The 22,211-nt window shown below is 33.3% G+C and carries 9 protein-coding genes and 1 pseudogene; 2 read left to right on the top strand and 8 right to left on the bottom strand.

What is annotated here, in order from left to right:
- Positions 1 to 96: 96 nt before the first annotated feature.
- Positions 97 to 720, bottom strand: coding sequence for a tetratricopeptide repeat protein (locus Q4Q40_RS19515; protein WP_303303683.1), 624 nt, complete (start codon positions 718 to 720; stop codon positions 97 to 99).
- Between the two features lie 323 nt (positions 721 to 1,043).
- Between Q4Q40_RS19515 and Q4Q40_RS24220 the strand changes: the two are divergent.
- Positions 1,044 to 1,124, top strand: a pseudogene (locus tag Q4Q40_RS24220) (hypothetical protein); the annotation flags it as partial.
- The gene (locus Q4Q40_RS24215; RefSeq protein WP_425555787.1) at positions 1,088 to 1,303 is read left to right on the top strand and encodes a transposase; all 216 of its coding nucleotides are present in this window, start codon (positions 1,088 to 1,090) and stop codon (positions 1,301 to 1,303) included. The pseudogene Q4Q40_RS24220 and the gene Q4Q40_RS24215, both read left to right, overlap by 37 nt.
- Before the next feature lie 127 nt (positions 1,304 to 1,430).
- On the opposite strand, the gene Q4Q40_RS19505 is transcribed toward Q4Q40_RS24215, so the two are convergent.
- The 7 genes from Q4Q40_RS19505 to Q4Q40_RS19475 all read right to left on the bottom strand — a co-directional run bounded on the left by Q4Q40_RS19505 (position 1,431) and on the right by Q4Q40_RS19475 (position 21,917).
- A complete protein-coding gene (locus Q4Q40_RS19505; RefSeq protein WP_303303680.1) occupies positions 1,431 to 3,458 on the bottom strand; it encodes an OmpA family protein in 2,028 nt (675 codons plus the stop codon).
- A gap of 12 nt (positions 3,459 to 3,470) precedes the next feature.
- A complete protein-coding gene (locus tag Q4Q40_RS19500) occupies positions 3,471 to 4,385 on the bottom strand; it encodes a PorP/SprF family type IX secretion system membrane protein (RefSeq protein ID WP_303303679.1) in 915 nt (304 codons plus the stop codon).
- A gap of 52 nt (positions 4,386 to 4,437) precedes the next feature.
- Positions 4,438 to 15,969: a PKD domain-containing protein gene (locus tag Q4Q40_RS19495; protein ID WP_303303678.1), complete on the bottom strand. Its 11,532-nt coding sequence runs from the start codon at positions 15,967 to 15,969 to the stop codon at positions 4,438 to 4,440.
- 554 nt (positions 15,970 to 16,523) lie between these two features.
- Positions 16,524 to 18,890, bottom strand: coding sequence for a GumC family protein (locus tag Q4Q40_RS19490; protein ID WP_303303676.1), 2,367 nt, complete (start codon positions 18,888 to 18,890; stop codon positions 16,524 to 16,526).
- A gap of 11 nt (positions 18,891 to 18,901) precedes the next feature.
- A complete protein-coding gene (locus tag Q4Q40_RS19485; RefSeq protein WP_303303675.1) occupies positions 18,902 to 19,687 on the bottom strand; it encodes a polysaccharide biosynthesis/export family protein in 786 nt (261 codons plus the stop codon).
- Between the two features lie 44 nt (positions 19,688 to 19,731).
- Positions 19,732 to 20,958 (bottom strand): MraY family glycosyltransferase, encoded by a 1,227-nt coding sequence (locus Q4Q40_RS19480; protein WP_303303674.1) that lies wholly within the window; start codon positions 20,956 to 20,958, stop codon positions 19,732 to 19,734.
- Between the two features lie 29 nt (positions 20,959 to 20,987).
- Entirely contained in the window at positions 20,988 to 21,917 is a 930-nt protein-coding gene (locus Q4Q40_RS19475) for a WecB/TagA/CpsF family glycosyltransferase (protein WP_303303673.1), read from the bottom strand.
- Between the last annotated feature and the right edge of the window lie 294 nt (positions 21,918 to 22,211).

The following is a 22,211-nucleotide window of genomic DNA, read 5'->3' as shown; positions in this document are numbered from 1 at the left end:
GTTGATTATTAGTATTTATTGCTTTTTAAGTTCCCAGAAATAACCTAATTCAGTTAAAAAAAGTAGTTGTGCAACAGCCACCGTTGTTGGCAGTAGTTATTTTTCATTTATTATTTCTCGAAATTTTAGAATCTCTTTTTTAAACACCTCGTTGCTAACCAACTCAATTGCTTTATTGATGTGAAGTTTGGCGTTTTCATCATCATACAATTGATAATAAGCAGATGACATATTATAATGAAAATAACCTCTTTTTTCTCCGTTCCTTTCTAGACTAATTCCTTTTTTGTATAACTTGATAGCTTTATTAAATTCATTGTTTTTTGTTCGTGAATAGCCGTAATTCAAATAGGTTATTGCATCAAGGCTATCAATCTGCAAAGATTTTTCAAAGTATTCATAGGATTTATTAAAGTCTTTAAGGTCAGCACTTACACTCCCTAAAGCATTAATTATAATCGTATTATTAGGCTCCCGTTTATTTGCAGATTCATAAAATATTCTAGAACTTTTAAAGTTCAGACGAGAACTTTGCTCAATGCCTTTGTCAAAGTCAAAAGCAGCAATTGAGTCTTTAATAAATCCATTTTCAAACGAGTTTTTATAAAATACATTAGTATTTCCGTCTTTTTTTGTTACAATTTTTTCTTTGTCAGAATAAATGTCATTCTTACAGTTCAAAAAGAAAACAAAAATTGTTAATATATACAGTTGTTTCATAATTACTGCCAACAATTGGATATAGTTACCGTGGTAACTATATTTCCATTATATGAGAGGCTAAATTAGTAAATCTTTTATGTTTTTAAACTTTACTTTAGGACTAATTAATTCACTCCAACGTAATCCACAAGAATATAACAAGTTAATAATATTTAAGCAAGTTCACGTACCAAATCGAGATAAGAAGTTCTAAATAAAAAAACCTCTAAATCATTTGATTTAGAGGTTTTTTTAGTGACCAGGCTGGGATCAGAATCTATAGATTAAACATCAGTATTTATAAGTCATTTGCTAGTTTTTACATGCGTTGTTGATGAATTGTGAACTTAGAGCTGAATGTTCAAAAAGACTACATTTATTTGGTCTGTTCAATACCTCCAAAAGTTTCCATATCAGAATATATGGGGATTTTGAAAAGGAAAGTTGCCATCAAACTTTTCAAAACTTACCCAAACCTAAAGTAAAACAAAAGCCATATTTGGGCAATCATTTTTATTCAAGAGGCTATTTTGTGAGTACAGGGAGATTAGATGAGGACATGATTAAACGATATATGAAATACCAAGAATATCATGAATGAACCTTATGACCCTTTGGGGCTAATCTGAAAATCAAAGCCTCGTTTTGAACGGCGTTTTTTACTTTTTTTTAATCTACTACTTTTCGTTTTGTTGATTTTACCTAATCTAGTATTTTTTTATAAAAACCTACATTTTTATTATTATAAACTCTGATCTCCTATTCAGTTGATGTTCAGATTCAGAACATTCCACATCACTTTTACACTGATTTATTAATTGAGATTCTCCATATCCAATAGCGCTTTTAATTCTATTTGAATTAATACCTTGACTAATAATATAATCTCTGGTAGATTTTGCTCTTCTATCTGATAATTTTAAATTATAATCTTCTGTATTTCTTGAATCTGTATGTGATTCTATTTTTATAACCATATTAGGGTATTGCATCATAAGTAACACGACCTTATTAAGTTCTATTGAAGCATCATTTCTTACAAATGATTTATCTAAATCAAAATAAATAATGCCGATTTTTATCTTTAAAATACCAGCTTCTTCTACTATTAAGTTACTAAGTGTTTCTAAACCTAAAGCAACTATTGTTTCTCCTTCTTCATCTAAAGTTAGTACAGGCTTTTCTTTAGGGGCATATCCTGATTTTAATGCCGTTATATTAAACTTAGTGGCACAATTTAAAACGTTGTTAAATTTATACGCGCCATTTAAGTTGGTAGTGGTTGTTTCTAATGGCGTACCAGCTTCATCATACAAACTCATTTTAACATTAGCGAGACGTTCTCCCGTTATAGTGTTAGATATATGGCCTCTTATTGATTGATTACATGCTATTTCGGATGTTGGTAAACGAACAAATGAATAAATATCGTCATCACCTTTTCCCGAAAGTCTATTAGAACAGACAAAACCTTTATTTTTTTCCTCGTTTATAATAAAACCAAAATCATCTAATTCGCTATTTAAAGGTGCTCCAAGATTTATTGGTTTACTAAAATTAGAGTCAATTTTTCTACTTTCATAAACATCTAATCCTCCCAATCCTAAATGTCCATCGGAAGCAAAGTACAAAGCATTGTTTGTTATATAAGGAAACATTTCTCTTCCTGCGGTATTTATTTTTTCTCCTAAGTTTCGTGGTTTTGAATAGCCATTATATTGTTGTGTGCTATCCTGAATTCTATGGTTATCGGAATCTAATATATCTACTACAAAAATATCTGTAGCTCCAATAGAGCCAGGCATGTCTGAAACGAAATATAAATGCTTACCATCTTCACTAACTGCTGGATGTCCAACAGAATAATCTTCACTATTAAAAGGTAATTCTTTAATATGCTGCCATGTTAACAAACTATCTTCATCTCTTAAAAGTTCTGCGCTGTAAAGCTTTAAGTGATTGGTTCCTTTATGATCTCTATGTAAATCTCCATCATAATTATTTCTTGTAAAATATACTTTGGTTTCATCTGGTGAAAAAGCTAAAGTGGCTTCATGATATCGGGTGTTCAATTTTTTTGAAAAATCACTTATTAGTTTAAGGTCAGATTCAATTTCATCAAGTTCACCCAGATACATATTTAAAAAGGGTTGTTCATTCCAATGATAAATTCTAGTATGGAAGTTTGAAGAATCTACTGCAGATGAATACACTAATTGATCTTTATAATACATCGGACCAAAATCTGAATATTTGGTGTTTACCGAAACATTTTTTAGTGTAAAACCTTCTTCAATATCTAAAACATCTTCTATCGTTATTTTTCTTTGATTTAGATTTTCAGACCTGTCATCTTTTTTTTCAGTCCTTTTAGCAAACTCTTTCATCCACCGTTTTGCGTCTCTATATTTTCCGATACCTTCAAGTGTGTGTGCATATCTAAAAATGTACTCGGAATCGACTTCAGAATAAAAATTAGAGATCAATTTATCATACCATCGATACGCATTTTGCATATCTGTATTGAAAAAATAGGCGTCTCCAGCTCTTTTTAAAAGGTTAAGGTATTCAGCTTTACCTTCTTTTTTTAAGAATTTATTATTTTTATTGTCAAACTTCTTAGCTTCTAATTCGTATAAAACGGCGGCATCTTTATACCACATCTTTTCAAATAAACGATCTGCTTTCTTTGTTGCGCTTTGTGCAAATGATAAACTCACTGCTCCTAAAATTAGTATTGTAATTATTTTTTTCATTTAGCTTAGGTTTTAAAAGAAACGAGGTGATTTTAGTTGTTTTTCTTTCGATCTTAATTCGAATCGTAACATGATTTCATGTGTTCCTGAATTAAAGTTTTGTAATTCAGTTGTTGTAAAATCGTAGGCATAGCCTATCATTAATTTAGGGCTAACTTGTAATCCAATTAACCCGCTAACGGAGTCGTCCCAACGGTATGCAACACCTAATCTTAATGTATCGTGAAACATTAAATTAGCAGATAAATCAACAATAATTGGCGCGCCTGTAACGAACTTTCCTAAAAAGGCAGGTTTAAACTTTATAGTTGGGCTTAAATCAAATACTTTACCTGCTATTAAAAAGAAGTGTAACCGCTCTGAAGCTACAGCATTTTGAACGCTATCATAATGCTCGCTCGTTAAGAAATTTGGAACTGAAAGTCCTATATAGCTTGTTTTTCCATGCAAATAAATCCCAGCTCCAATGGTTGGTAAAAATTTGTTATTTATATTTTCGAAAATACCTTCGTCTTCTCGATAAGAGCCTCTCGACCAATCAATATTTAACATTCTACCGCCTCCTTTTACTCCAAAAGACAATCTACTTTCATTATTTAGGTTAATGGTGTATGAGAAATTGCCGTCTAAATAAAATTCATCAGAGGGACCTAATCTATCATTTACAATAGAGAATCCTAAACCAACATTTTTACCAACTGGTGATTCTATGCTAAAGGATTGGGTTTCTGGAGCACCATCTAAACCAACCCATTGCGTTCTGTGCAATCCTGTAACGGATAAATGACCTCTTGATCCTGCATAAGCAGAATTTACAGTTAATGTATTAAACATATAATCTGTAAACTGCGGATCTTGTTGCGCATAACCTAATAGTGTTATAAAAAACACGAGTAAGCTAATTGATATTTTGTTTTTTAAATTCATGCTTAAGTTTTTATGGTTACGGTAACACCTGTTTTTATGATTCTTTTCCATCTTATCTAACTATATATAACCAACCTGCTTTTCCTTTAGATCCATCTCCTAAATCTAGGATGTAATAATACGTTCCAACGGGAAGTTTTTGGTCTTTATTTAAAACCGACCGTCCGTTAGAAAGACCATCAAAGGTATTATCATAACCTTCTTTGCTGTACACCAGGTTGCCCCATCTATTGTAAACTTTTAAATTATTTTCTGGGTAGTTGTTTATACAATCGATATAGAAAACTTCATTCTTCCCATTTCCATTTGGAGAGAATTCGTTATAAATTTTCAAACATTGAGGATCTATGGTTATGTTATCGGAATCGTTCGTATCATCAGAATCTATCTGATCTAAAAATTCTAATGATGCGGTGTTTAAGTAATCATTAACATCTAATACAACAACTGTGATTTCCAATGTTTCTGTTTGACTTCCAATGACTATTGGTATCTCCCATAAACCAGAACTATTACTATAAACACCAGATGATGCGGTGTATGAAGTAAACTCATATCCCATAGGTAAGGCATCTAGTATCCTAACAGATGTAGCGTCAATATTTCCAAGGTTTGAAACCGAAATTGTGAATGTTATGGTTTCATTTATACGTGGATTTGTATTATCTACAGTTTTGGTTACCTCGATATCTGCTGTTGGGGTATTTATTACAGCACTATCTTCATCATCTTCACTTTGGTCACCATCATCATTATTTCCAGTACTATTAGGGTCAAACTGATCACTAGCAATTATTTGAGCAATATTTAAATACTCATCATCTTGTAATGTTGGTATATTTACCGTTGCATCATATGTTAATGTCAATCCAGTTAATGGAATATTTAAATTAGTCCAGTTAATAACATTGGCAGATAATACACCATTGCCAGTAATGTTGCTAATATTACTATAACCTATTGGTAGTATATCTTGTATGGCAACGCCAGTAGCGGCATCGTTGCCAGCATTATCTATTTGAAGCGTAAATGTTACGATCTCTCCAACATTAGCATTAATATTATTAACAGATTTGTTTAAACTTAAATTGGCAGTCTCAACCATAACTAGTATGCCATCTTCATCATCTTCACTTTGGTCACCATCATCATTATTAGGAGTACTATTAGGGTCAACTACATCACTTGCTGTAATTTGTGCAACATTGTAGAACTCTCCTGAAGTTCCAGAAGGGTCATTTACTAATACATCTATAAACAATGTTTGAGAACCGCCACTTGGTACTGTTCCTAATGTCCATAAACCATTAGTTTCATTATAAGTTCCTGAAGTTGAACTGTAAAGAATGAAATCGAAACCTTGAGGTAATAAATCTACTACTTCAACTCCAGTTGCAGCATCTGGACCCACATTACTAACTATAATTTGGAATGTAATCTCATCACCTACATTTGGCATGATATCGTTATCAACGACTGTTTTTTGTATTGATAAATCTGCTAAAGCATCAATTGGTGTAACTAGTACATTATCTTCGTCGTCCTCACTTTGATCGCCATCATCATTATTAGGTGTAGAATCTATATCTAATACATCAGATCCTGTAATTTGAGCGGTATTCAAATAATTACCTGTTCCATTTACTAATGCATCAATTAATAAGGTTTCTGATACGCCATCACCAATGTTTCCAACGTTCCAAATTCCTGTTGTTTCATTATATGTTCCAGATGTAGAACTAAATAATACAAAGTCAAACCCTGAAGGAAGTAAATCTGTAACTTCTACTCCAGTAGCATCTTGTGGACCATCATTAGTAACTGTTATTATAAAAGTAATTTCCGATCCTACAACAGGCATTGTATCTCCATCTACCACATCTTTGGTTAATGATAAATCTGAAATTGCCTGTACAGGTGTTACATTAGCATTATCTTCATCATCTTCACTTTGATCTCCATCATCGTTATTTGGTGCGGAATCACTATCTAGCACATCGGATGCTGTGACTTCAGCACTATTTAAATAATCGCCTGTTTCATTTACTAATACATCAATTAGTAAGGTTTCTGATGTGCCACTTGTAATGTTACCTAGAGTCCATAATCCAGTTGCTTCATTATACGCTCCTGTTGTTGAGCTAAATAATACGAAGTCGTATCCTGATGGTAATAAATCTGTTACTGTAACGCCTGTAGCGTCTTGTGGACCATCATTGGTTACTGTGATCTGAAACGTAATTTCAGATCCTATTAATGGTGTAATATCATTATCTACTACAATTTTTGTAAGTGATAAGTCGGCCATAGGGGGGATTGGTGTTACAACAGCATTGTCTTCATCATCCTCACTTTGATCACCATCGTCATTATTAGGATTCGAATCTATGTCAAATACATCCGATGCAGTAACTTCAGCAGTATTCAAATAGTCACCTATTTCATTGACTAATACATCTATTAGTAAGGTTTCTGATGTACCACTGGCAATATTTCCGACTGTCCATAATCCAGATGTTTCATTATAGATGCCAGATGTTGAACTATATAAAACAAAGTCATATCCAGGTGGCAATAAATCTGTTACAGTAACGCCTGTAGCATCTTGTGGGCCATCATTAAATACTCTTATTTCGAATGTTATTTCTGAACCTACTAAAGGCGTAAGGTCATTGTCAACCACAATTTTTGTTAATGATAGGTCTGCCAGAGCAGGGGAGATGGTAATGGTATCTTCATCATCATCATCGCCATCTAAATCGCCATCTTCATCAACAGTACTATCTGTAGTAGGGTCACTGTCTGGATCATATTGATCACTAGCCGTTATTTGTGTGGTATTGGTATATTCACCAGCTGCACCTGTAGGTGGATTAACAGTCGCTTGATATGTTAAACTTAGTGTCCCATTATTAGCAGCGACGGTTAAACCAGTCCAACCAGCCGTATTTAATGTAGCTGTTCCACCATTGTTTACAGTACCTAAAGTATACCCTATAGGAAGTATATCTTCAACCGCAACGTTTGTTGCTATATTGGGACCTGCATTCGTAATTAATAAGCTAAAAGTTACCGTATCACCAACATTAGGGTTCGTGTTATTAATACTTTTTACTATACTTAAATCTGCTTGTTGTATAATGACAGTTGCAGTAGCTTCATCATCATCTGGTATGCCATCATTATGATCATCTATAGTAGCATCACTAGAAGGATCACTATCTGGATCAAACTGATCACTGGCAATAATCTCGACACTATTAATATACTCATCTGTTGCACCAGTAGGCGCATCGACAATGGCATCAAAAGTTAAGGTGGTCGTATTAGTACCTATGGGTACCGCCAATCCAGTCCAATCTATTTGATTACCAGTAACGCTTCCTGTGCCACTAATATTAGTAATGCCAGAATACCCTCCAGGAACGATATCTTGAACAGATACCCCAGTAGCAGCAGCCGAACCGTTGTTACTAATTGTAATGGTAAAAGTTACCAGATCTCCTACATTAGGAGTTGGATCACTAACCATTTTATTTATAGATAGATCTGCAGTTTGCGGGGTGATAACAAAGTTATCTTCATCATCTTCATTTTGATCACCATCATCATTATCTGGGGTACTATCTGGATCAAACTGATCACTGCCAGTTACCTCTGCGACATTATTATATTCGTTAGCTATACCAGTAGGGGCATTAACAGTAACATTATAACTTAAGGTTAAACTGTTTCCATTAGTAATACTCAAGCCAGTCCAATCAATTTGGTTACCAGTTAGAATACCACTATTACTAATCGTTCCTCCAGTTATATTATAACCATCAGGAACCATATCGGCAACGGTAATACCTGTAGCATCGTTAGGACCGTTATTCGTAATAATAACTTCAAAGATAACAGTATCACCTATATTAGGAGTGGCGCTACTGGCAATATTTATGTTTTTGACTAATGATAAATCTGCTTGTGTTGGTATAACGATTTCATCGTCTTCATCATCTTCACTTTGATCACCATCATCATTGTCTGGATTACTGTCTGGATCAAATTGATCTGAAGCTGTGATTTCTGCTATATTTCTATACTCGTCTGTTGCTCCAGTTGGTGCATTTACTGTTACTTGATAGGTTACTGTGATACCTGCTAAAGGCACTGTTAAACCATCCCAGATAATGGTTGTATTTCCACTATTGAAAATACCACCAGTATCAATACTTCCTGAAACCAAGCTATACCCTATAGGTAATACATCCTCTAAACTTACATTAGTTGCTGTTGTTGTTCCTGCGTTTGATATAGCCACACTAAAGGTTAATACATCCCCTATATTTAGAGCGCCTCCATTATCATCGACTACTGTTTTATCTATGGATAAATCTGAGGTTTGTGGAACGACAGTAAAGGTATCTTCATCATCATCGGCTATGGTATCTGTGTAATCATCTACCGTATTGTCTGTTAAAGGATTACTATCTGGATCGTATTGATCTGACCCTGTAATTTGAGTTATATTCGTATACTCGCCTGTTGCTCCAGTTGGTGCATTTACTGCTGCTTGGTAGGTTACAGTAATACTTCCGTTTGCTGGTACAAATAATCCAGACCAGGTGGCTGTGTTTCCTGTTGCTGTTCCTGCATTGTTTACGGGACCTAAAGTATAGCCTATTGGCAGTACATCTTCTACTGATACACCTGTTGCATTTTGTGGTCCTGCATTGGCAATTTCTAATTCGAAAGTCAATACATCCCCTATATTTGGTGTGGCACTTCCTGAAGCTAAGCCTTTGATTATACTTAAATCTGCTTGCGCAGGAATGATTGTTAATTCATCTTCATCATCGTCATCGCCATCTAAATCACCATCTTCATCTACTGTTTCATCAGTAGCTGGATCACTATCTGGATCGTACTGATCGCTTGCTGTAATTTGTGCACTATTGGTGTACTCACCAGCGGTTCCTGTTGGAGCATTTACGGTAGCTTCATAGGTGACGATTGCAGTACCGTTATTAGCAGCTACAGTTAGCCCTGTCCATGTTGCTGTGTTTATTACTGCACTTCCTCCATTGTTTACTGTTGTTAACGTGTATCCTGATGGCAGGATATCTTCTATGGCAACGTTTGTGGCTATATCTGGTCCTGCATTGGTTATTGTTAATGTAAAGGTGACTGTATCTCCTATATTAGGAACACTATCGTCTATCGTTTTTACAATACTTAAATCTGCTTGTTGAATAATAACTTCGGCTGTAGTTTCATCATCATCTGCTATGCCATCGCTATTATCATCTGCTGTCTCATCTGTGGTTGGATCACTGTCTGGATCAAACTGATCGCTAGCTATAATTTGTACCTTATTTACATATTCGTTAGCTGTTCCTGTTGGCGCATCTACTACTGCTGTAAAGGTTAACGTAAGGGTATCTGTTCCTATTGGGACTGATAAGCCTGTCCAATCGATTTGATTGCCTGTTGCTACTCCTGAATTACTAATGCTTGCAATAGTGCTATAACCTTCTGGTACTGCATCTTGTACCGATACGTTGGTTGCTGGGGCACTGCCAGCATTACTTACCGTGATTGTAAAAGTGACAACATCATTTACATTGGGTGTTGTGTTACTTACAACTTTAGTTATCGATAAATCGGAGGTTTGTGGTACAACCACAAAGTGATCTTCATCATCTTCACTTTGATTACCATCATCATTATCTGGGGTACTGTCTGGATCAAACTGATCTGATCCTGTTATTTCTGATATATTTCTATATTCATCTGTCGCGCCTGTTGGAGCATCTACAGTAACGGTATAACTTAAGGTTAAACTAGCACCATCTAGAATACTCAACCCTGTCCAATCAATTTGATTGCCTGTGGCTATGCCTGAGTTGTCTATGCTGGTGATTGCACTGTAACCTGATGGTACAACATCTGTTACATTAATACCTGTTGCATCACTAGGACCGTTATTATCTATTGTAATTTCAAAGGTTACTGAATCTCCTACATTTGGTGTGGCACTACTTCCTGTAGCTAGGGTTTTGGTTAATTCTAAGTCGGATTGTTCAACAACAAATGTAGTAGCACTTTCTTCATCTTCACTTTGATCACCATCGTCATTATTTGGTGTACTATCTGGATCAATAAGATCACTTGCTGTTATTTGTACGGTATTTGTGTAATCTCCTGAACTATTAACAATAGCATCGTATGTTACTGTTTGGGATAATCCATTATCTAAAGATAAATCGCTCCATACAATAGATTTGCTACCAATAAAATACACTCCAGAGTCAGATACTGTTCCAGGTACTAAATCAAAACCAGAAGGTAATAAATCTTCAATATTTACACCTGTTGCATCACCAGGACCAAAATTTTCTAATAATACAGAGAATGTCACTGTGTCTCCTACTGCTCCAGAAACTGGTAAAACAGATTTTGTTATTTGTAAATCGGCTACTTGTAATGTTACTAAAACATCGTCCTCGTCATCTTCACTTTGATCACCATCATCATTATTAGGTGTACTATCAGGATCGGCTTGATCACTTGAAGTTACTTGGGCTGTATTTAAGTATTCATTTGATGCTCCCGTTGGAGGATTAACTGTAGTGTATATATTAAGAGTAACTGTTACTCCTGTATTTATAGAACCTACATTCCAGACACCAGTACTTGCATTGTAACTACCTCCAGAGCTATCACTTTGGTAGGTGAATCCACTTGGTAACTGGTCTAAAACAGTAACATTTGTTGCTGTATCTGCACCAGCATTAGTAACTCTTACTCTAAATCTTACGATGTCTCCAACATTTGCAGTTGATGGAAAAGCTCTTTTTTGTAAAGATAAATCTGAAGATTGAATGGTTACTTCTTCTGTATCTTGGTCATCCTCTAATAAATCATCATTATCTGGTGTGCTATCTGGATCGAAAATATCACTCGCTATAATTTGAGCGGTATTTAAATAAGATCCTGTTTCATTAATTGTAGCGTCAAACGTTAAATTTAATGTATCTCCACTAAGAATAGATAAATTAGACCAAGTAATCGTTTGTGTTCCTAAATCGAAAGTTCCACTGTTAGAAACAGTTCCTGGAACTAATGAATATCCTAATGGTAAAATATCTCGAACACCGACTCCTGTCGCATCGGCATTATTAACATTGGTATCATTATTAAAAATGGCAACTGTAAAGGTTACTACATCACCAACATTTACTGCTGACGATGAGACTGTTTTAGTTAACTCTAAATCTGAAATTGGCGTTATAATTACAGTTACTGTATCTGCAGCAGTACTGCAAGTTCCATTATCAACGCTCCATCTAAAAATATAAGTTCCAACACTGGTTCCTACAATTGGCGTATTTGGGTCATTTTCCCCAATAAAAGTAACAGTTGTAGGTCCAGAGACTTGAGTCCAGGTTCCTGTTCCAGCCGATACAGGATCTGCTCCTAAGGTTACGGATGAAAATTCTGGTAAACTTTGATTTGGTCCAGCTTCGGCACTTATAGGATCTGCATAAATAATGACTTCTACTGAATCTGAATCTGTACATCCACCACTTACTGCTGTCCAAGTAAATTGGTATGTCCCAGAAGAAAGACCTGTTACTAAACTATTTGGATTATTTGGGTCTGCTATTGATATTCCTGCTAAGGCTTGAGCTGCAGACTGAGACCATGTTCCTGTACCTATTGCCAAATTTGTAGCCTGCAGATTTGTTTGGATGCCATCACATAATTCTTGATCTGGTCCTGCCAATGCTGGAGATGGTGGGTCGTCTGTAAAGGTTACGGTTACCGTATCTGATTGCGGAGCGCAAGGTCCTGAAAGCAAAGGACCGTTAGTTACTGTCCATGTTAAAACATAAGTTCCAACTTCTATATTTGATAAGCTTGTTATTGGATTATTAGGACTGTCTACTGTTGTTAAAGAGCCTCCTGGAGATGTTGTAATACTCCATGTACCTATGCCAAAATCAGGAACATCAGCTGCTGTAAGAAAATCGGTTTGACATGCGTTAGGTTGAGACGGGCCAGCTTCAACAGGTCCAGGAACATTATATACATCAACGCGTACTATGTCAAATTTATCGACACAAAAATTAGAATCAAATTCCAACATAAATACATATAACCCATCAACAGTTAAACCATTAACAACAGTTGAAGGACTATTAGTAGGTGAAACAATTGAAACTGGAGCGCCTCCTGGTTGAGAAACTAATCGCCATGTAGCAGTAACATCTCCTGGAATTGTTGGTACGGTTGCCACCTCATAACCAGTTGTAAGTGTTGTAGAACTTCCATCCCCTAAACAAACAATTTGATCATTGCCAGCATCGGGGTCAACACTAGGTCCGTTACTTACGGTAATGGTTACATCACTTGAATTGTTACAACCGCTACCAGACCCTGTATAATCTGTTGTATATCTAAAAACATATGTAGATCCTGGATCAACAGGAGCATTACCCGTATTGCTATTGCTTGGTGATTGTGTAGGGGTATATGGCGCTATTATCACAGGTGTTGTATCTCCATCTACAGAAACAATAGTCCATGTTCCCGTAGTACCAGTTGTGGCTTCAAGAAATACGCTATCTACCTCACATAAGTTTTGGTCTAATCCTGCAGTTGCTGGCGCAAATACATCTACGGTTATTTCATCAAATGAGCTTGTACAAATTGGCGATGCACTAGATGTTGTCCATCTAAATACATAACTGCCCGTTACTAAACCTGTAATATTTGTTGTTTCGTTGTCTGGGTTAACGATTGTAGGGGTATTAGGTCCTGAGACAATCGACCATACACCAGTTTCAATTCCAGGTCTTAGTAAAGGATCTGCAGTTACAGTGGTATTTGTAACAGCACAAATTACTTGATCTACTCCTGGAATATTTGCTGTTGTTGGAGGTATACCAACGTCTATAGTTACTTGACTTGATGCATTTGAATTCACGCAACTTCCAAATGAAATAATCCATTCAAAAACGTATGTACCATCTAAAAGATTTGTAAATTCTGCGGTAGGGCTGTTTATGTCGTCTACAGTGTAACCGCTTAAACCCGAAACTAAATTCCAAGTTCCAACCCCTCCAATAGAAGCTGGATCGGTTGCATTCATTGTAAAAGATAAATTAGGCTGTGTTAAACACAATGTTTGATTTGGACCAGCACTTATTGGAGTTGCAGTATCTGCAATCACTACCTCCACATCATCCGATGTTGATGGACAGGTATTCGTTGTTGGTGGTGTATAAACAATTTCCCAGTTAAAAATATATTGTCCGTCTATTAAACCTGTAACTTCGGATGTTGCACTATTTGGATTGGTAAATGTTACGACGGAAGGCCCCGATATTTGAGTCCAAGTACCAGTTTCATCTGCTTCGGGAGCATTGGCTCCTAAATTTGTAATTGTAGTTGCCCCTGAAGTGAAACATATATCTGTTCCTGCATCAGCAATTGTTGGGGATTCATCAATTAATGTCTCGATTATAATGGTATCTGTTTCTGCAGCTCCACAATCAGGAAAACCTACTGCTTCATCTACAGTCCATGTTATTGTATATGCGTTTCCATTCCCTATTGTTGCATCGGGAATTGTAAAACCTGTTGCTATAGCATTTGGATCATTAACATCTGAAAATGAAATTCCAGGAGATGATGAAGACCAAGTTCCTACTTGACTATCTAATAATGGGGCTGCATTTAACTGCACTGGTGAATTATAACAAACAGATTGATTAAGTCCAGCTTCTATAGGAAGATTATTGATTGGTGTAACCGTAACTGTTGTTGTAGATACTGCAGGTGGCGTACAACCTGAACCAGCAAACACCGTATAAGTGAATTCGTAAACCCCAGGTATTAAGCCGATTAAAGCTGGTGTTTGTACGTACCTATCACTTACTATTGCATCCGTCATACCATCTGGTCCGCTAACTAAAGACCATATGGCTGTTTCTCCAGGATCGACTAAGCTCCCTGCTAAGTTACCATTAACTTGCCCACACACAAACTCTTGTGGGGAACCTGCGTTGGCTCCAGCTACATCTGTTGATATAAAAATATTTATAGTACTATTAGCAGCATCACAATTACCAACTTGTAAGTTTCCTGTTCTACGTCTTCTAAAGTTAACAGTATACATTCCTGCAACATCAAAATTAAGTGTAGCTGTACCGTTATTTGCATTTCCTAAACTCGTATATCCTGTTGGGAAACTAGTACTAGAATCACTTGGGCCACTTAGTATACTGTAATCGGTTCTATTTCCACTAGTTGAAGTATATGGGATTTGTACTGATGTATCTCCACATGCACCAGTAAAATCATTACCTCCATTTGCCAATATACTTATCACATCTGTGTTATAGCTTAAATTTATAGTAGCATTAGTTGAACAACCTGTATTTATGTTTGTTATGGTATATCTAAACCTATAAGAATTTGGAAATACTAAACCTGTAACTTGTGTTGTACTATTGGTTGGACTTATAATATTAGCAGCTGGTCCAGTTTCTTGTACCCAATTTACTGTCTCATTAGTATAATCTGGTAAAGAGCCTACTAATGTTGTTTCTGTTATAGAAGTATCGCAAAATCTTTGGTTGTTGTCAGAGATTGAAGCATTTGATACATCTTGGGTTGCTTCGGGTACAGTTATAGTTACTGTATCGCTTCCAGAGGCACAAGGTCCCACAACATCCCATCTAAAAGTATATATCCCTTCTATTAAATCTGAAACAGAAGTATTATTAACATTAACATTTGAAATAGTAGGTGTAGATGGGCCACTCACAAAAGTCCAAGTACCAATCTGTCCATTACCTCCAATGCCTCCATAGCTTGCAGACATTGTTGTGTTTTGAGAAATGGTATAGCAGTCTGATAATGATTGAGGGTCACCAGCATCAACGATTATTTCTCCTCCATAATTTGTGACGACTACATCATCAAAAGATTCACATCCTCCTCCAGAAATTGTCCAACGAAGTGTGGTGCTGCCTGCAGCTGTATCTGGTAACGTTATTGAAGATGTTGCGGAATTGGGTTGATTAATTGTGACATTTGCTGCATTACCACCAACTATGCTCCATACGCCTGTTTCTCCTATATTAACCGGTACATTCCCTGTAATTTCTAATGCTCCACTATTATCTGGGCAAGATGCCAGATCATTTCCTGCATCTGCAATTGTTATGGGGTCTACAGTTATAGAAACCGTTTGTGATGGTGTATTTCCATTTCCGCAAATGGCAGAAAGTTCAAATACATAAGTATTTCCTGCTATAGCCCCTGTGATTATAGGATCGTCTATTGCTGGGTCACTTATAATTACTGACGGACCAGAAACTTGTGACCAAGTTGGTCCTGAAGCATACGTGTCTGGAGATGTTCCATCTAATTGAAAAGCTTCATTAACGCAAATCGTCCGATCTAATCCTGCATTAATTGTACATGATTGTGCATACGATGAGGTAACTCCAATTAAACATATAAGTATTGTAAAAACAAATATTCTATAATTATTCGTCTTATTTGAAGGATCGATATTATACATGTTATTAAGGTTGGTTAGGTTTATTAAATAAAAAAATTATAGGTTTTTTCTTTTTTACGTGTTTGTTTTTCTCTCTTTTAAAAGGCGAATATACTTCAAATAGTCGATTAAATGCAATAAAATACGATTAAATGTAATATTTTTTTTAAAAATGAAAGAAGAAAAGGAATGTTAAAATGTTTTTTTAGAGAGTAAAAACATATAATCTAGTTGTATTTTTTATTTTTAGAATAACCTTAGTTGAATAGCTCTATTAAATAATATTTTATAAGTTTGAGCTTCTTATTAATGTGATTTATTTTTCTACTATTTGTAGTAAAAATATTGTTAAAAATAATAAAAATGCTATAAAATCTGACAAAATATAGGTTTTTTTATCAATAAATGTTTTTTAAGGATGAAAAATTATAGATCAGATAGGCATATTTTTAGTCAGCTAAAACGAGCTATAGAAGCAACTAGTCCATAGAGAATTAGTTTAGTTTAGTTTAGTTTAGTTGGTACCTATAGACGGGCTAGTATAAATAATAATATAGCTGTATTAAAACAACATATTATCTCCTTAACATTTTTAAGTACCAAGGCTTTTTCGTGTTTTCATTACCATAACCATAATTATAACCATAGTTATAATTGTACCCATATAGTCTGCTTGGTACCAATCCGTTTAATAAAAAAGCAACGTTAATTAGCTTATTAGATTCAATAAGTTGGCAAGCAAAGGGTAATAATTTTTTATCTGTATACTTCGATCTAACAACATATATCGTTGAATCTGCATATGGCGCAATTAACATAGTATCTGTAACTAGAATTGTTGGGGCTGTATCTACAACAACATAGTCGTATTCTTTCTTTAGTTGTTGTAGTAAATCTCCAAAACGGCCATTAGATATTAATTCAGCAGGGCTTGGTGGAATGCTTCCAGAGTGTAGTATTTTTAATTTTGAATTGCCTACACTATAATCTAAAATGAGATCATTATAATTAATACTTTCATTATCTAAATAATTAGATAATCCATCACTATTCCTTGTTTTTTTGAAATAAGAATGAATTTGGGGGTTTCTAAAATCAGCACCCACAAGTAGTACTTTTTTATTTAAACTTAAATAAGACAACGCCAGATTAATAGCAGTAAATGTTTTACCTTCTCCTTTTATTGTTGAAGTTATGAATATAACTTTTCCATTATTGTCTTTTGAGTTATTTTTTAAAAAATGATTTATATTGGTTCTTAAAACCCTAAATGATTCTGACAAGATAGATTTGTCTGAAGCCCCTTTAATAAGTTTGTCGTCTTTTGTATGAGGGATTTCTCCAACAATTGGAATTGTCTGGTTTTTAGATGCTATATCTTCTTTTCTATGAATTTTTGAATCAATAAAAAATAATATGTAAAAAAAAGCAAAAGGTAAAATTAACCCCATACTTAAAGCTACAAAATATGTATTACTACGATTTGGAGATGTAGGTTTTGAATTTGTTAATGCATAATCTACCACTTTTATTGACGGTGAGGTAATCGCTAAATTTATTGCGGCTTCTTCTCTCTTTTCCAGTAATAGAACATATAATGTTTCTTTAATACTCTGTTGTCGTTCAATAGATCGTAATATTTTTTCTTTTTCTGGAATCTGAGAAAATAAACCACTAGCTTTTTTACTTATTTTATTAGCTCTTTTAAGAGCTGCATTAGATTGTTTTTCGTAAGCTATAACAGATTTTAAAATATTCGTCTTAAGTCTAACTAGTTTTGATTCTAAATTTAAAATTATAGGGTTATTGGTACCAGCTCCATTTGCTATTCTATTGCGGTATGTTACATCTACATTAAAATCATATATTAAAGTATTAATTCCTGCATTTTCTAGTCCGATATTTGCAGGTAATAAACTAAATTCATTTTGATTATTTAATGTTTCTCTAAGTAGTTTAGCTATTTCTAATTGTGTTTCTAATCGTAATACTTCATCTGAGGTATTCGCTTTTCTAACAATAGTGTACTCTGTGTCTAATCCTATATCGCTTAAACTATTATTTTGTTTAAACCCTTTTTTGTTACTTTCAATTGAGTCTAATTCTTCAGTGAGAAAAATAAATCTATCATCTACAAAATCCATGGTTCTTTGAGATACGAGCTGCCTATCTAAAATACCATCTAAGTTAAATTGGTTAATGAGTTCATTTATAATAGCTTCAGATTTTAAATGAGATTCTCCTATTAAGGATAAAGAAAGTATATCACTGGATTTTCCTATTTGTGAAACTTTAAGACTGTTGGATAATTTTATGGTTGTTTTTCTAACTGATGAGAACTTGACTTTATATTTTTTTCCTAAATGACGTTCAATCATATTAGAAGATACAGTCTTTATTAAGAAAGGCAGGTCTTCGAATTTACTATCTATGTTATGGGTTTTAATTTGCCATTTCTTATTTTTAGAATTTGAAATATGATAGGCATCAGAAGCTATTTCTACAAAATAAATGTCGCTTTCTGGTAGTTTGATGATGGAATCTATAGCATGAACTTTAAATGGGGGATTCCAAAGTTCTTTACTTTTTATACTACCTTCTTCAAAATATGAAATATTTAAGCTTAAATTTTTAACGACATTTTCTAGTAGACGTTGTGATTTAATAACTTCAATTTCATTTTCTAAGTTTACTTTAGAGCTTTCAAACAGAGATGAAATATCCCCAGGTAACTCAATTGCTTTGGATGAATCATCAAGAATTTTTATTTTTCCAATAGTTTGGTAATTTACTGTTGCATATTTTAAATAGAAAAACGCAAAAGTAAGGAACAGAAGAATCGTGACTATAAACCAAGGCCAATTACGTAGGTATTTAATAAACTCTTCTTTTATATTTAAAGAATCTTTGTCATCTGATAAATAGTAAGGTTTTTTTGTCATATCCTTAAATATTATCTAGTTAAAATAACTACTGTACTCAATAAAATGGATGCAATAGTTAATACAGTGCCTACATTACCAATATATCCTGAACTTTTAATTTTAGTATTATTCGGGTTTACAACGATAACATCATTTTGTTTGATAAAATAAAAAGGACTATCAAACCAGTCTGTTTTAGTTAAATCTATATGTTTAATAAGCTGCTTACCGTCTACATCTCTTATTATTAAAATATCTTTCCGATCGGCATTAATTTTTAAATCACCAGCATAACCTAAAGCTTGAAGTATGGTAATGTTTTGTTCTGTAATGGTATAAGTCCCAGGTGTAATGACTTCTCCTAAAATAGTGATTTTAGAATTTAAAATACGAACACTTACTATGGCATTTTGTAAATAATTGCCCGATTCTAAAATTGATTTTATATGAAGTTCTAGTTCTGTTGTAGATTTACCTGTAGCTTTTATGGAGCCAATAATAGGCAAAATTATGTATCCTTCTGAAGACACTAAACTACCTTGTAATTTTAATGTTTCTATAAAACTTGAATTTGTAGATAAACTATTGTCAAAATTATAAGGAATAGCTGTTTCAGGGTAAAGTGAGCTTACTTTTATTGCTAATATATCGTTTACTTGTATTTTATTGGTGTTATAACTTAATTCTCTTCCGTCCTGTTTATCAATGTCTTGTATGTATAGAACGTTTTTTTTTGAAGCACAGGAGGATAAAAACAGGCAAAAAATAGAAATAAAAAAAATAAAATAAGTTTCTACTATTTTTAGTTTTAGCATTCTGGTTTGATTGGATAAAAATATTTATAAATATATGTATTTTATTACATATTAAGATAAATAATTATTGAAATAAAAATATTTAATACTGAATTATATATTTTTCTTAATTCTAAATAATATTTAGGTTTTTTATTTGAAAAACGAAATATCTTAATACCGTTACTACTTAAAGTATTATTATTGAAATTTTGACGTACTCCTAAAAGTAAATATGGTGTAATTGAAAAAATGGAACTACATATTATTAAAGACAAAATAGAAAAGTGTAAAGAAACATTACTAAACGTGTAAGTCATTATTGCCATTACTAATACAAAAAGAGAAGCAATTAATGAGATTTCCCAGTGTTTAAGTCCTAAAGAAAGTAAATTATGATGAATGTGATTTCTATCTGCAGAAAATGGGCTTCTTTTTTTTATGATTCTAATAATAAAAACTCTAAGCGTGTCCATTAATGGAAAACTAAATATGGCTATAACTAATGCTGGTGGATTTGAAATTGCCGAAAATACTTCTACATTATGGTTAATATGTAAAAAGCTAATGGCTTGGTAGGCTAGAATAAAACCAACAATCATAGAACCAGTATCTCCCATAAATATTTTTTTGGTTTTAGAGAAGTTAAAAACCAAAAACGTTGACAAAGCTCCTATTAAGCTTACAGATATAAAAAGCATGGAATCGTTTCCATTTGAATAAAAGTAAATACCAAACAATAAACTACACGTTATTCCAATACTACCAGCTAAACCATCTACTCCGTCTATTAAATTGAAGGCGTTAATGAGTAAGATAAATACAAATAAGGTAAAGATCACAGAAAAAGTATATGATAATAATTCAATACCAAATATTCCAAAGAAACTATGAATTCTTACATCCGTAATAATGATTACAGATAACGAAGCTAACAGTTGGCCAATTAATTTTTTAATAGGGGACAACTCAACTAGATCATCTTTTATACCAGTGAAAAATAAAACGATCAAAGATCCAATAAAACATAATAAGTTATTATATGATAGTATGCTTCCTATAAAAGTTAGTACACTAACAATTCCTAAAAAAATACCAATGCCTCCTAAATTTGGTGTTTTTACTATATGAGAACTTCTTTTTCCTGGTTCTTGCATTAATTCCTTTAATCTTGAAATTTTAATTATAATGGGATAAGAAGAATAAGATACTATTGCAGATAAGTAAAAAGCCAACAAAATCCATATAGCATAATAATCTGAAGCTACTAAATCATTAAATGAAATATTCATAATTGTAGGTTTGGGTTAAAAAAATGTCTTTAACTTAAATTAAGTTTTGCTTTTCCTAAGCTTATAAGAAATAGAGGGGTTGAAATAAAATTTCTTCGCCATAATCGTTTGGGTTCTTTAATTAATCTAGGAAGCCACTCTAAACCTAGATTAATCCAAAATGAATTAGATCGTTTTACAGTTCCTGCATAGAAATCAAAAACGGCACCTATAGAAACAATGGTTTTAGGGCAAAGGCTATGTTTGTTTATTTGTACCCACTTTTCTTGTTTTGGTGCTGTCATCCCTACAAATAATATGTCTGGGTTAAATGTATTGACCTTATCAATCATTTGTTTTGAATCTTTACTGTTAAATTCCAATTTATATGGAGGTGAGTAGCTAGCCACTTGAATATTAGGATACTCTTTCTTTAATCTTTTTGTTATTAATTTTAAAGTGTTTTGAGATGCTCCTAGATAAAACACTTTCTTTTTATTTAAATTAGCATACTTTAATAGGTGAGCATGTATATCTGCTCCTGCAATTTTTTTTATATGTTTTCCAAATAATACTTTTGTTGCTAAAACAATTCCAAACCCATCTGGTAATAAAACATCACTATTTATAAGTGCTTTTTTAAATGATAAATCTTTTTTTGAAACACAATAGGAATGTGGGTTTATAGTATTTATGATTTGTCTTTTATTAAGGTCTATATCTTTAAGGTCTGATGAAAAGATGTAGTTTTTAAGAATGTTTCTTAACCCCATAGTTTTTAAATCTACAGATTCTAAATCTAATTCGACGATACTTTTAAAAGGCGTATTTTTAGAATTATTTATTGATGATTTTAAGTTAAATAGTTTAACAACAATAGGAGTCATTTTATACAGAATTATTGCTGTAACAAAAAGAATAATAATGGAAAAAAAAACATTATTATTTATCCATATAAGAGAATTAAAAGGTTGGTACATAATGGTTGTAATTTGGGATTATTCCGCTAAAATACAATAAAATCCGACAAAATGCATATAATTTAGAAAAAAAACTCACTTTTTAAATAAAGTTAAGACTACTTATAAGAAAATAAATACCTACTACTTAAGTAGCTTTTAGCGTACTATTTTTAATTAATAATACTGTTTTATTAGAACATAAAGTTTATGATATTTAATATCTGAATAGTGTTTTAGATGTGATTTCTTGCATAAATTAATTCCAGAAAGACACTGTTTTAAAATTTAATTTTAATAAAGCTACTGTAATAT

Origin of the sequence: Flavivirga jejuensis (assembly GCF_030540765.1) — a bacterium.
GTDB lineage: Bacteria > Bacteroidota > Bacteroidia > Flavobacteriales > Flavobacteriaceae > Flavivirga > Flavivirga jejuensis.
This window is presented reverse-complemented; position numbering and strand designations above follow the sequence as displayed.

What these genes read in the sequence shown, in the direction of transcription:
- Q4Q40_RS19515 (WP_303303683.1), bottom strand. Translation starts at nt 720, where the DNA reads ATGAAACAACTGTATATATTAACAATTTTTGTTTTCTTTTTGAACTGT.
- Q4Q40_RS19505 (WP_303303680.1), bottom strand. Translation starts at nt 3,458, where the DNA reads ATGAAAAAAATAATTACAATACTAATTTTAGGAGCAGTGAGTTTATCA.
- Q4Q40_RS19500 (WP_303303679.1), bottom strand. Translation starts at nt 4,385, where the DNA reads ATGAATTTAAAAAACAAAATATCAATTAGCTTACTCGTGTTTTTTATA.
- Q4Q40_RS19495 (WP_303303678.1), bottom strand. Translation starts at nt 15,969, where the DNA reads ATGTATAATATCGATCCTTCAAATAAGACGAATAATTATAGAATATTT.
- Q4Q40_RS19490 (WP_303303676.1), bottom strand. Translation starts at nt 18,890, where the DNA reads ATGACAAAAAAACCTTACTATTTATCAGATGACAAAGATTCTTTAAAT.
- Q4Q40_RS19485 (WP_303303675.1), bottom strand. Translation starts at nt 19,687, where the DNA reads ATGCTAAAACTAAAAATAGTAGAAACTTATTTTATTTTTTTTATTTCT.
- Q4Q40_RS19480 (WP_303303674.1), bottom strand. Translation starts at nt 20,958, where the DNA reads ATGAATATTTCATTTAATGATTTAGTAGCTTCAGATTATTATGCTATA.
- Q4Q40_RS19475 (WP_303303673.1), bottom strand. Translation starts at nt 21,917, where the DNA reads ATGTACCAACCTTTTAATTCTCTTATATGGATAAATAATAATGTTTTT.